General features: G+C 44.6%; 9 protein-coding genes. 5 read left to right on the top strand and 4 right to left on the bottom strand.

All coding sequences use genetic code 11. From position 1 onward, the window contains the following. Positions 1 to 93: 93 nt before the first annotated feature. A complete protein-coding gene (gene rsgA, locus BUR09_RS14550; protein ID WP_139296864.1) occupies positions 94 to 1,203 on the top strand; it encodes a ribosome small subunit-dependent GTPase A in 1,110 nt (369 codons plus the stop codon). 486 nt (positions 1,204 to 1,689) lie between these two features. Continuing rightward, on the top strand, positions 1,690 to 2,328 hold the full coding sequence (locus BUR09_RS14545) for a LysE family translocator (RefSeq protein ID WP_074217679.1): 639 nt from the start codon (positions 1,690 to 1,692) through the stop codon (positions 2,326 to 2,328). 110 nt (positions 2,329 to 2,438) lie between these two features. On the opposite strand, the gene BUR09_RS14540 is transcribed toward BUR09_RS14545, so the two are convergent. Then, on the bottom strand, positions 2,439 to 3,959 hold the full coding sequence (locus BUR09_RS14540) for a YifB family Mg chelatase-like AAA ATPase (RefSeq protein ID WP_074217678.1): 1,521 nt from the start codon (positions 3,957 to 3,959) through the stop codon (positions 2,439 to 2,441). Between the two features lie 249 nt (positions 3,960 to 4,208). Here BUR09_RS14540 and BUR09_RS14535 point away from each other — a divergent pair, with 249 nt between their 5' ends. Further along, positions 4,209 to 5,942 carry a bacteriohemerythrin gene (locus BUR09_RS14535; protein WP_074217677.1) on the top strand — a complete coding sequence of 578 codons (1,734 nt, stop codon included), beginning with the start codon at positions 4,209 to 4,211 and terminating at the stop codon, positions 5,940 to 5,942. A 128-nt stretch (positions 5,943 to 6,070) separates the two neighbouring features. Continuing rightward, the gene (locus BUR09_RS14530; protein WP_074217676.1) at positions 6,071 to 8,230 is read left to right on the top strand and encodes a methyl-accepting chemotaxis protein; all 2,160 of its coding nucleotides are present in this window, start codon (positions 6,071 to 6,073) and stop codon (positions 8,228 to 8,230) included. Between the two features lie 127 nt (positions 8,231 to 8,357). On the opposite strand, the gene lepB is transcribed toward BUR09_RS14530, so the two are convergent. Beyond that, complete coding sequence (gene lepB, locus BUR09_RS14525) at positions 8,358 to 9,017, bottom strand: signal peptidase I (protein WP_074217675.1); 660 nt, start codon at positions 9,015 to 9,017, stop codon at positions 8,358 to 8,360. A gap of 45 nt (positions 9,018 to 9,062) precedes the next feature. Next, on the bottom strand, positions 9,063 to 10,868 hold the full coding sequence (gene lepA, locus BUR09_RS14520) for a translation elongation factor 4 (RefSeq protein WP_074217674.1): 1,806 nt from the start codon (positions 10,866 to 10,868) through the stop codon (positions 9,063 to 9,065). 324 nt (positions 10,869 to 11,192) lie between these two features. Between lepA and BUR09_RS14515 the strand changes: the two genes are divergently transcribed. Further along, on the top strand, positions 11,193 to 11,933 hold the full coding sequence (locus BUR09_RS14515; RefSeq protein WP_074217673.1) for a hypothetical protein: 741 nt from the start codon (positions 11,193 to 11,195) through the stop codon (positions 11,931 to 11,933). Positions 11,934 to 12,051: 118 nt separating this feature from the next. On the opposite strand, the gene BUR09_RS14510 is transcribed toward BUR09_RS14515, so the two are convergent. Next, positions 12,052 to 13,602, bottom strand: coding sequence for a PP2C family protein-serine/threonine phosphatase (locus tag BUR09_RS14510; protein ID WP_074217672.1), 1,551 nt, complete (start codon positions 13,600 to 13,602; stop codon positions 12,052 to 12,054).

Here is a 13,602-nt window from a genome sequence, read left to right as displayed (position 1 = left end):
TTGGGACTTGACGCACGCTCTGCTATACTGCACACACAACATCAACAAAATTACGCATCGGTTTCTTTTATGTGACCGGAGGAGACAACACTCTTGCAGACGGACGATATGCAGAAAGACTCGATTCTCAGCACACTTGGCTGGTCTGAACACTTCAGCCAACAGCTTTCCGAAGACGAGACCACGGAACACGTTGGTCGCGTTTCCAGCATACATGCAGTGCTTATGAATGTATGGGGCAAATTCGGAAAAGTGCAGATGCCACTTCCGGGTAACTGGCTTGGCGGTAAAGCAGAAGCTAAACCGACAGTCGGTGACTGGCTTGTACTCGACAAAAACAAGCAATATCCTGTGCGCATGCTGGAACGAAAAACCGTCTTTGTGCGTCGTTCTCCACAAAACGAAAAAACTGTCCAGCTGGTTGCAGCAAACTTGGACACAGTTTTTATTGTCTCCTCACTGAACCACGACTTCAGCTTATCCCGCCTCGAACGTTATCTGGCACTGGCAATCCAAAGCGGAGCCCAGCCGGTTATCATTCTCACCAAGGCAGATGAAGCAAACCAGTCCTTTGTAGGCAGCTGCGTTGCCGACGCAAAAACACTCTACCAAAATGTTCCTGTCCTTGCTGTAGACGGACGCGAAGAGCGCACAGCAACTCTCCTTAAAGACTGGTGCGGCCATGGCCACTCCATCGCCCTTGTAGGTTCTTCCGGTGTAGGTAAATCTACCCTCATCAACACAATGATGAAAGAAGAAGTCACCCTGACAGGTGCTATTCGCGATGCAGACAGTAAAGGTCGGCATACTACTTCCAGCCGCACCCTATACCTGATGCCATGTGGCGGTACCATCATGGATGTTCCAGGCTTCCGCGAACTACAACTCCCACCATGCGAAGAAGTAGTAAAAGAAGTTTTCCACGATATTCAGGAACTCATTGAAAGCTGTGCATTTGTCGACTGCCAACACGATCAGGAGCCAGACTGCGCTGTACAACAGGCTATAGCAGCAGGAAAGCTTACTCAACGCAGACTCGACAACTATCACAAACTGTTAGAAGAACAGGCTCGTACAGGCACAGAGCGAACCTACACCAAACGACAAGAACGCCAGATGGCTCCACGTCCGAAAACCGGCGGCCGACCACGACGCCGCTCCGGTGGTGGCAAAAAAGGCGGAAAAAAGAAGAAGAAAAAATAGTCTGAATCAGAGCGTTACCTCCAACTCAGACTAGTATCGCAGACTTTGCCTCCCCCTCAACCTGCTTCACCCCCATGCTTTAACCAGCAAATATTTTTTCAAACAACTTACTACTCATTGAAATCTAAAAGGCTGTCCTACCGATATAGGACAGCCCTTTTTTATTTCATGAACGCAGTGAGATAACACCCGAAAAAATTAAACAAGACACAGGGCTTCCTCCAACCACCTGAAGCAAAAAAAGCTCTTTTTTCCCGTTGCAGACAAAAAGTGTTTCTGTCACTGTCTGTGCTCACTTACCACTTGTAACCATGCACGAACGACACGCTCATGATTACAAATTTTGCGCTTAAAAAAACAAATCTGAAGCACGTGCCAGAATCGGCGCTGTAACAACTATTCCCTTTGTTGGATTGGGTGTAGAATTGGCTGCTTCTGACTAGCTAATACGATAGATTTTTTTGATTCGATATGTAGGAGTGTCACATGCTACCGGATAATTTTGGCGAATTCTTAATCGCAATCACCATTCTTGCAATGATCCCGGGTGCAGATACCATGATGGTTATCCGCAACAGCATTCGAGGTGGACTTACAGATGGCGCAATAACCAGCGCAGGAATCTGTACGGGGCTCTTTTTCCACGCCACCATTTCCGGCTGCGGGCTTGCACTTATTCTCTACAACTCTGCTCAACTGTACCACTTTATTAAAATCATCGGTGCATTCTACATCGTCTGGCTTGGTTGCCAAAACTTATGGGATGCAAAAAAGCGGTACGCAAGCGCCAAGGGGGCTGAAGAACTTGCTGCCCGTGCAGAAAAAGTCTGTGTTTCAAGATCATTCAGAGAAGGAATTCTCTCTAACGTTTTGAACCCGAAAACTGCAGTATTTTACATTACCTTCATGCCGCAATTTATGAATTCAAGCGGACATCCTGTAGCCCAAATTTTCTTTTTAACGAGCATCCACTTCGGAATCTCGTTTATCTGGCAATGCCTGCTCGCCAGCATTGTGGGAAAAGCAAAACAGGTTATTTCTGCTCCTAAAAGCCGATCATACATTGAAGCAACAGCAGGCTCTATCCTTGTTGGACTTGGACTAAGACTAGCTGCGTCCGACTAGCATACGAATATTTCAGCTGCCAACGTATGAACCGCACTCAAGCCTTTCGGATGACGTAATTTAACAGCACAAAAAAGTCCCTGCCACCTTCAGAGCGGCAGGGACTTTTTTTATTCCCTATCAAGAGTTCGACAGTTTATCGCTTCAGCTATGTGCGCTACAGCGATATCCTTTGCACCTTCCAAGTCTGCTATTGTTCTGGCAATACGTAGTACACGAGTATAAGCTCGTGCGGAAAGCCCAAGAGCATCAACCGCGTTACGCAAAAACGTATTTTCCGCATCTGTAATCGGAGTGAACTTCTCAAGCCATCGACCTGAAAGATCAGCATTCGTCTTCAACGGTGTTCCTTTATACCGCTCCTCCTGAATCTTTCTAGCTGCTTCAATACGCAAACGCATCTCGACAGAACTAATACCAGTAGTCGACTGCAAGTCATCGTACTTAACCGCAGGCACCTCAACATGCAGATCAATTCTGTCCAGCAGCGGTCCCGACAATTTAGAACGATAATTTGCTACTTGCCTGCTATTACAAATACACGGATGCCGGTCATCTGTAAGATACCCGCAAGGACACGGGTTCATTGCGGCAACTAGCATAAAGTCTGATGGAAATGACAAAGAAATGCTGGAACGGCAGATAGTAACATTACCATCTTCTAGAGGCTGACGCATTACTTCCAGCACAGATTTTTTGAACTCCGGCAACTCATCAAGGAAAAGTACGCCGCGATGTGCAAGGGAAACTTCCCCCGGTTTCGGGTATGTTCCGCCACCAACCAAACCGACATCAGAAATAGTGTGATGCGGAGAACGATATGGACGGTCTGTTATGAGAGAGCGTTTTTTACTAAGGAGGCCGGAGACAGAATAAATCTTTGTTACTTCGAGGGTCTCTTCAAAGGTAAGACGAGGCAAAACGGTAGGAATTCGTTTTGCAAGCATGGTCTTCCCGCTTCCTGGAGGGCCGACAAATAATAAATTATGATTACCGGCTGCAGCAATTTCAATTGCACGTTTAGCATGCTCCTGCCCTTTCACCTCTGCAAAATCGAGCATCCACTCTAATGCAGCACTCTTTTCCGACACAGGTGGAGTTGCTGCTTCAAACACTGTTGTTCCAGTTACATGTTCTATGACCTCTCCAAGAGTTGTCATGGAATACACAGGCAGCCCTTCCACAACAGCTGCTTCTTCTGCGTTATCCGGTGCAACAATAAGTCCTTTTGCTCCCATCTCACGGGCATGAATAGCTATTGGTAACACACCTGACACCGGCTTCAACTCACCCGTCAAAGAAAGCTCACCGACAAAAAAATACCCTTGCAACGCTTTAGATGAAATAATTCCAGCCGCCCCCAGCAAGCCAAGGGCTAAGGCTAAATCATACCCGCTTCCCGCCTTGCGTTTATCTGCCGGAGCTAAGTTCACGGTAATACGTGACGGCGGCAACTTATGCCCCGTGTTCTTCAAGGCAGCCATCACACGCTCTTTCGCTTCACGAACAGCACCTTCCGCAAGGCCGACCATAGTAAATGCAGGCAGACCGGCACGGGTTAAATCTACTTCCATTTCAACTGTAAAGGCATCAATTCCAGCTAGAGCAGCACAGGAGACAACAGTAATCACAACTTCCTCGCAATAATCATAAGAAATCAGAACACCTGAAACGTAGCAAAAGAAAAACGTTATAGATTTTTAAAGATTAGCGCAATCACGCCGATATTGAATTTTAGGATTGTCACAGCAATGCGACCACTTTTTCACATCAATCCAGTATAATTATCTTTTCAGGGGGGAGAGAGTCTTTTTATTTTCACCACCGCGATCTCTAAAATATTTAGGTGAATTTGACTTACTCTCGCAAAGGAAGTTCACATGACTCTACAAAACAGACTTACAGCATCTGTTGCTTTTCTTTTCGGCACTGTCGTCTTGATGTTTCTCACCGACTTCTCACTTTCCGGTGCAGAAAATGAATTCATGCGGCATACAATTCAGTGTACCCTCATGCTTACGGCTTTTCTTGTAATGGTTCTCACCATCATCAATGTACGCACCCAGCTCATTTCTCCGCTCAACAATATTCATAAGTTCGCCCAAAAAATCCATAAGGGTAATTTTGATGCCCAGCTTGAAGGATCTTTTAACTTTGAGTTCAAAGAGGTTAAAGACTCACTGCTTGGAATAATTGCCAACTTTAAAGAACAGATATCCCAAGCTCAAAAAAGCAACGAACTCATTAAAATTACCGAAGAACAATCCCAACGCGCACTTAATGCGGCAAAAGAACAAGATGAGAAGGTGCAAAACATGCTTGCTTCAATGCAAGATGTAGCAAGTCGCGCCCATACCCTTTCCACTAAAGCATTCGGCGCAGTACACGAACTTTCTTCCCAAATCGAACAGGTTAACGCAGGAGTTGATGTTCAGCACATGCGAATGACTGAAACTGCCACTGCAATGGAAGAAATGAACTGCACCGTTATTGAAGTTGCGCAGAACGCTTCCAGTGCAGCAACTTCAGCTTCCGATTCTAAAGAAAATGCTGAAACCGGTGCTGACGGAGTTCGCCGTGCTGTTGAATCCATCATGCAGATGGAGAAACGTATTTTTAATTTGAAAGAGACGATGGGACAGCTCGGTATGCAGGCCGATGCAATCAGCCAGATTATGGTAACCATCTCTGACATTGCAGATCAAACTAACTTACTGGCACTAAACGCGGCTATTGAAGCAGCCCGTGCAGGTGAAGCAGGCCGTGGCTTTGCTGTTGTTGCAGACGAAGTTCGTAAACTTGCAGAGAAAACAATGCAGGCAACACAGGAAGTAGGCGGCGCTATTGAACTAATCCAGTCTCATGCCCAACAGAACGTACAGGCAGTTGAGCTTGCAGCAAATGACATTGCCCTTTCCACCGAAGCAGCGACTGAATCCGGAAAATTCATGGAAGAGATTGTGACCATCGTTGATGAGACAGCTATTCAGGTCTCCTCTATCGCAACTGCATCTGAAGAACAGTCCGCAGCATCTGAAGAAATTAACCGTGCCATTTCTGACGTAACCCGTGTTGCTTCTGAAACTGCAACAGGCATGAACAGTGCTGCCAATGCAGTTGTAGAGCTTTCCGGCCTTGTAGAAGAACTGGACTCCATGATTTCCAGTCTTGCAAAAGGTAATATTGAAAATGCTGCAGCCATCGATGGACCTCTCCTTATTTGGAATAACGACCTTTCAGTTGGAATCAATTCCATTGATGACCAGCACAAGGTTCTTGTTTCCTTGATAAACGAACTGCATGCCGCTATGAAAGCACGCCGCAGCCATAATGAGCTGTTAGATGTCATCGACAACCTGAAAAACTACACGGTCACTCACTTCGGCTATGAAGAAGACCTGTTTGCAAAACACGGTTACCCAGACACCAAAGAACACGTCGAACAACACCGCAAGTTTGTTTCAGAGGTTGTCGACTTTGAAAACGGTGTACGTTCCGGCAAGTTGACAGTCACCATGGATGTTATGAAGTTCCTAAAAAATTGGCTTACTCACCACATCAAAGGAACTGATAAACAGTACAGCGGATTCCTTTCATCAAAAGGTGTTAACTAATTAAACATAACTCGCCTTATTATTTTACGAAGCAGTAAAAGTAAGGCGAGTTTTTATTTCTTTTTTTTAACAATCTAACCCCACTCGCCCATACCAAGCCTTTACGGGCACTTACAGGAATATCCATTATGTCACTTTCAATCAGACAAAAGCTCATTCTGCTCATTGCATCCGGTCTCGTTGCTATTACCATTATTGGCGGAATTGGTGGAAAAACAGCATTTCAAATTTTTTCATCAGTTGAGTCTGTAAACACTCACCAGGACATCACAAAAGGTCTTTCTGACCTTAAGTCAATTACGAACGAAGCTACGCGACTCGCTTTAGATTGTATTGTTGATAAAAATGAGGGTGACATCTCTCAGGAACGGCTAGAAAGGATCAAACAACTTACAGCAGAAAACAAGGCAGCCTGTAATTTTCTAGCTCCTTTTGTTAAAAATGAAAAATGGCTTCCAGAAGTAAGGCAGTCCATTTCAAATCTTTTACAAGCCACTGAAATAGATTTGCGTAATCTCATTATAGACCTGACCAGCACAAAGGCTGATCTGACTACAAAGATTAAAAATACTGAAAAAAGTATAAGCAAACAAAGCGATCTTCTACTCTCTATGACCGACAATCTAGCACGGTACTATGCATCCCGTAATGCTCTTCGAAGCGTACGTTCGGAAATTGCAGATCTCAAATTTGCTTCAAACAGTTTCTCTCTTATCACTTTAAAAATACTGATGGATAAAGATAGTGGTATCTCGAGTAAAAATGCATCCATGCTAAAATCACAGCTCGATACTATATCATCTAACATTGACTCCCTGAGCATGCTTGCGCAAACATCAGAGGAACTGGAACTTTGTTCTCAAATGGAAGCCGCAGCAAAAAAACTGGAAGAAGAAGGTTGCCGCATACTGCCTTCCCTAATTTCTGAATGGACAACCACGCTCCATAACCTTGAAGTCAAATTTTCAAAAATAGATGATGTACTTGATGCCAACAGCAGCACCGTTCTACAGATAATCCAGAACAGAATTAATGATACTACACAACAAGCCACCGAGCTTACCAATGAGTCCAACAACATATTTGAAAAAGGGATATGGACTTCAGTTATTATCTATTTGTTAACGGCTCTCGTATTATCGGGACTAGGATTCACCATTATAAAAGGAATCACAACTCCGCTTGAACGCACCGTTAACTATGCAAATTCTATTGCAAACGGCAACCTCGATGCATTCATCGATTATCAGCATAAGGATGAAATTGGCGAATTGATTTCCTCTCTGCAGCATATGGTTTCCATGCTTAAGGAACTCATCACAGAAGCCGATGAAATGAAGCAACAAGCGGTAGAAAAGACATCGCTTGCAGAGAAAGCACTTGAACAGGCCAGACTGGCAAACGAACAGGCAGAAAAGGCCAAGCAGGAAGGTATTACAGAAGCAGCGTCACGCCTTGCCGCGGTTGTGAACCATGTGACTTCATCTGCTAATGAATTACAGCAAATTGTTGATGACACCTCTGAACAGCTTAGTACACAAAACTCACGTCTTACTGAAACCGCTGTTTCAATGGAGCAAATGCATGCCACGGTATTCGATGTTTCACAAAATGCCTCCAGCACCTCACAGCACACCCAAGCTGCAAAGGAAATGGCTACGCATGGTGCAGCTGCTGTACATAAAGTGACGGATGGAGTTTCCACAGTACAAATCAACTTTAACATGATGCAACAAGGCTTAGACGAGCTAAATACTCATGCAAATGGTATTGGTGAAATCATGGGCGTAATCACTGATATTGCAGACCAGACTAACTTGCTTGCTCTCAACGCCGCCATCGAAGCTGCACGTGCTGGAGAAGCTGGACGAGGGTTTGCTGTCGTAGCAGATGAAGTACGTAAACTTGCAGAAAAAACTATGCAAGCAACGCACGAGGTCGGCAATGCAGTCACAGCAATCCAATCCGGAACCCACAACACTGTTGAGGGGATGCATAGTACAACAACAGCCGTTTCAGAAGTTACAAGCCTTGCAAAGGAGGCTGGAGATAACTTAGCTGAAATTGTCTCAGTTGTTCAAACTTCAAGTGAACAAGTTGCCTCCATAGCCGCGGCTGCTGAAGAACAATCAACAGCTAGTGAAGAAATCAACAAAGCTGTTTCTGATGTTTCCAGAGTTTCACAAGACGTTTTTGAAGCTATGAAATTTGCACGAAACACACTCGGAACATTGGCACTTCAAGCCAATGAGTTACAAGCCATCATTACAGACCTGCAAAATGGATAATGTTGCTCTGACCGACAAGCCAACTACCCATTCCATTCAAGTCTAATAAATCCTCAGCCGAACGAACTTATGACATAAAAAAAGCCCCTGACAGATATCTGTCAGGGGCTTACTTTTTTATGTCATCTTACTGTTGAACTATCATGCCTAATCTATCCCAGCGGATAGAACGCATCCCGTCCATAGACCAGTAAATGATCAATGCATTACCGACAATCGCGTCACGGTCTACAAAGCCCCAGAAACGGGAATCATAAGACTCGTCGCGGTTATCACCAAGCATAAGATATTTGCCTTCCGGCACGATTACCGGACCGTAGTTGTCTCCAGGGCCAGGCATTACTTTCGTATGCTGAACGTATGGCTCATCAACCTTACGGCCGTTTCGGTACAATACCTTATTTCGAATTTCAATTGTGTCACCAGGGATACCGATAACACGCTTGATGTAATGAACAGAAGGGTTTCTCGGGTATTCAAATACCACGATATCTTCACGTTCCGGATCGCCTACGGAGATCATTTCGCTACCCTGTACTACAGAGTAACGTGCCCACATAGACGGTGCGTCCGGATTTGTTTCTTTAATTGAAAACGGGAACCGAACACCATAGGCAAACTTGTTAACCAGCAGATAGTCACCGATCTGCAAAGTCTGAAGCATGGAGCCTGACGGAATGGTAAAGGCCTGAACTACAAAGGAGCGGATAATTAACGCTAGAATCAGTGCCACCCCAAGGGCTTCCAAATATTCTCTCAATCCACTTTTACCTGCTGTATTACCCATTCTTCCTATTCCTGATTAGTTAGCCCGCAAAACGGGCAGTCAAACCTACTCGTCGCCGATTTTAAGAGCAGCAAGGAACGCTTCCTGTGGCAACTCAATGTTACCCATGCGTTTCATGCGTTTTTTACCCTCTTTCTGCTTCTCAAGGAGCTTACGCTTACGGGAAATATCACCACCGTAACACTTCGCAGTAACGTTCTTACGCAGCGGCGCGTTACGTTCACGTGCAATAATTTTTTGACCAATGGCAGCCTGTATAACTACTTCGTACAACTGACGCGGAATACTGCGTTTCAGTTTAAGAGCTACAGCACGGCCGTGGTAGTAGGCTTTATCTTTATGAACAATAGTTGCTAAAGCATCTACCGGATCGCCGTTAATCAACATATCAAGCTTAACAAGGTTGGCTTCACGGTAATCGATGATCTCGTAATCCATAGAAGCATAACCTTTGGTGTATGATTTCAACTTATCAAAGAAATCATACACAATTTCAGCAAACGGCAGTTCGTAGGTGATGATAACACGGTTAGTAGTCAGATATTTCATATCCTTCTGAATACCGCGTTTTTCTTCACACAGCTTCAGCACGTTACCAACATACTCGTCTGGAACGTGAATTTCGCAACGAACAAATGGCTCATACAATGCTTCTGTTCTACTTGGATCAGGCAGCTTTGCAGGGTTGTCCACTTCGTGAACAACGCCGTCTGCTGTTTCTACCTTATAAATTACAGAAGGCGCAGTTGCGATAAGATCAATATTAAACTCACGTTCAATACGTTCCTGAATAATTTCCATGTGCAAAAGGCCAAGGAAACCACAGCGGAAACCAAAACCAAGAGCCTGAGAGGTTTCTGCTTCATACTGGAACGCAGCATCGTTTAACTGCAATTTTTCAAGCGCGTACTTGAGACTTTCATAATCCTGGGAATCTGAAGGATAGAGACCACAGTACACCATAGGCTGAACTTCTTTAAATCCAGGGATGGCTTTGTCTGCAGGATTATTGGCCAGAGTGATAGTATCACCAACCTTAGCATCGCCCAGTTCTTTAATAGTCGCACAAAGGAACCCTACCTCACCGGCAGACAGTTCCTTCATCTCGACCATTTCAGGACTAAACACACCAAGACGAGTAATGTCATATTCCTTCTCGGTAGCCATAAGACGTATTTTATCGCCTTTTTTCACGGTACCATCAATTATACGGAACATAACAATTACACCCTGATATGAGTCATACCAAGAGTCGAAAATAAGCGCTTTAAGAGGCGCATCCTTATCTCCTTTAGGAGCAGGAAGACGCTCTACAATAGCTTCAAGTACCTGATCTACGTTCAAACCTGTTTTAGCGCTTACGCCAACAGCTTCTGTCGCATCAAGACCGATGCTTTCTTCAATTTCAGCAGAAACACGGTCTACATCAGCACTTGGAAGATCAATTTTGTTCAGCACAGGCACGATTTCATGATCGTGATCCAATGCGAGGTATACGTTAGCCAGAGTCTGCGCTTCAACACCCTGTGTGGAGTCCACAACAAGCAAAGCGCCTTCACAGGCTGCAAGGGAGCGGGATACTTCGTAACCAAAGTCAACGTGGCCCGGTGTATCAATCAGGTTCAAAACGTATTCTTCGCCGTTTTTAGCCTTGTACGGAATACGTACCGCCTGTGCCTTAATGGTAATACCGCGTTCGCGTTCAAGCTCCATGCGGTCGAGATACTGCTCACGCTGGTCTCTCTCACTTACCAGACCGGTAATTTCAAGAATACGGTCCGCAAGAGTAGATTTACCATGGTCAATGTGCGCAATAATGCTGAAATTTCGAATGTTATCCAGTTTCGCCATATAGTCTCGGACGGCCGTTTCCGGCACTCCTCCTGTAAAAATCTAGTGCATGTAAGAAGCTGTACCAATACAAATGGTTACAGCCCCATTATTTTTGTAACTTGTTGAACGTGCTTACATACGCCATTCTGTCTGTAAAGTCTAACTCTGACAAGCATGAAATACCGGCGCGACTTCTGCTTTCAGTTACTTTTTTGAGTTCCGGTATTTAATAGCGCAACAGTAGCGGGATGAGTCGATAATACTGTTAATACAAGCCGCAAATACGCTTTACTTTCTCTAGGGTCTAAGATTTGAAACACACAACCATGAGGAGTTTCTACCATGAAAATGGTAAAGATTTGCTTGCTAATATTCTGCGCGACAGTGCTTTTTGCACCACAAGCAGCCCAGTCAGAAGAAATGCAGCAGACCGCGAATGCTGCACCTAAAACGTACACATCTCCTAGTGGCATCACCAAACACTACACTCCTGAAGTGCAAATGATGGAGCGTCAAAGAAAGATGATGAAACAAGGCTCCCCATATGGTCAGCACATGCAAAAATTACCTAACCGCTGTCCTATGTGCACCAAAATTCGAGCAGCCAATCTGACACCTGAGCAACGTGCAAGCCTCATGAAGACACTTACAGAATTTTCAATCCAGAACAAACCACTATATGACGAACTGCTCACACTCAAACATCAGCACATGATGCTACAACGCTCCGCTATGAAATCTCCAGCTCAAGAAGCTACCATCGAAATGAAACGGGAAAGAGCACGTAAGGCTCTTATGAACAGCCTAAAAAAACAACAAAAAGTTCTCAAAGCCAACTTCGATCTTGATATCACAGGACGTGAAATGCTGCTTCATAGACTCCATGAAATGGAGACAGAACAACCGACTATGGTAAATGGCCAACCTGTATACCCAATTTCACCACAAATGCAGCATCGCATGCAGCACACAAACGTACCGAAAGGTTATCGTCCACCGCAACAACGAAACCCGAATTACAATCAAGACTACCTGCGGAACGCTCCAATGCGTGAAGGCTACAAAGGTCAGACCTACGAATAGCCAACCGACTTGAAACATATCCCCCCTCAATAGCGCTTTGCTTTCGCGGGGGGATATGTTTTGCTGCATTTTTAGTTAAATCCATATTTGGCTGAAATAGCTTACTAATAAAATCCTATCAATCTGCTTTTAGCACTACAACTGTGATATCATCCAATTGCGGCTCACCATTTTGGAACCCCCTCACAGCCTCAGCAACGGCATGTAAAATCTCTGCCGACGTCTTATCATAATTCTTCCGAATAACCTCTTTCAGCCGATCCTTTCCGTACATTTGACCATTCGCATCCATTGCTTCCCAAATACCATCTGTGCCGATTAGCATCACTTCACCGGAACATAACGCATCACAACACACCTCTTCATACTCGGTCTCCGGCATTACGCCCAACGGCAGCCCGCGTGCTTTAAGATCCCTGAACTCAGACGTTTCCCCATTAAAAATAATAGCGGGATCATGCCCTGCACTTGCCCATTTTATCAAATTATCACCACCTGAAATATGTAAACAGAACAGTGTTACAAAGCGTCCTGTACCGTAACTATCATAAGCAAGCAGTCTGTTTGTATTCGAAAGAAGAACTCCCGGAGAGTATTGATACTCTGCCTGCATCCGCAAATATGCCCGAGTTGATGCCATTAACAACGCAGCGCCAATGCCATGACCAGTCACATCACCGAGCACAACGACCATTTCATTTTTCTCAGGACCAAGATTTTCTAAAAAATCAAAAAAGTCTCCGCCTGTTTCATCGCTGAATAAAGAAGTTGCTGCGATATCCACTCCAGCAAAGTCTGTACGCTTTTTAGGAAAGAGCGCCTGTTGCATTTCGCTTGCAACTTTAAGCCCTTCCATCATGCGAATTCGATCACGCAAGCCTGTAATCATCGAATTAGTATGCCCTGCAATTATGCCGAATTCATCAGAACTCATCACCGGTACAAAGTCATCCATATCCCCTTTGCTCACACGCTCCAGTATTCCTGTCTGACTTTCAAAAAGCATTCGTAGATTAAGTGAATACGAATAAAGCAAGTTAAGAGTAAACCCGATGAGCACCATCATAATGAAAATTATGTCTATAAGAATCGACTTACGCGCCAACACAATGTGTGCCCTACTGACGTGCCCCTCCATCTCACTCAGCAAATATAAATCACGGGTGACAACAGCGACAACCAGTGAGGCAAACAGCAAAACAGTTATCGTGCCGAACAAGAAAAATTTTGTGGTTATGGGGTAGTAATACTGGGGAAGTGCATACGTCCATTCCATACGCCGAGCCATCTGCATAACCTTCCGGCTATGTTCAAGCGCAAGGTCTATAGAAACAAAAAAGCCAATAGCTAATGTCCCCATCAAAACTTTACTTCCGCTTTCAATCAATGGGAAACCATGCACAATGCTATAAAAGCCAACCATACTTAAACCGGCAGCAAAGAATAGTGCAAAATCCATCCAGCCGACCATCTTGGCCTGCACATCAAGCCTCTGTTTAAAAACTACTGTTATATAACATAGAGTCCTGACTAAATAAGCCCCCCCAAGAACAACAAGTACCAGAAGCCCAATCTGCCACGATGGAAGGTTTGAAACAAAAGGACATATCCTTCCATTATAGATATAGATAAGGATAAGGGCGGTAAGATAAAGTAAAAATGCACGCAT

This window comes from Halodesulfovibrio marinisediminis DSM 17456, assembly GCF_900129975.1.
Classification (GTDB): domain Bacteria; phylum Desulfobacterota; class Desulfovibrionia; order Desulfovibrionales; family Desulfovibrionaceae; genus Halodesulfovibrio; species Halodesulfovibrio marinisediminis.
The sequence above is the reverse complement of the archived record's forward strand: the minus strand, read 5'-3'. Positions and strand labels throughout refer to the sequence as shown.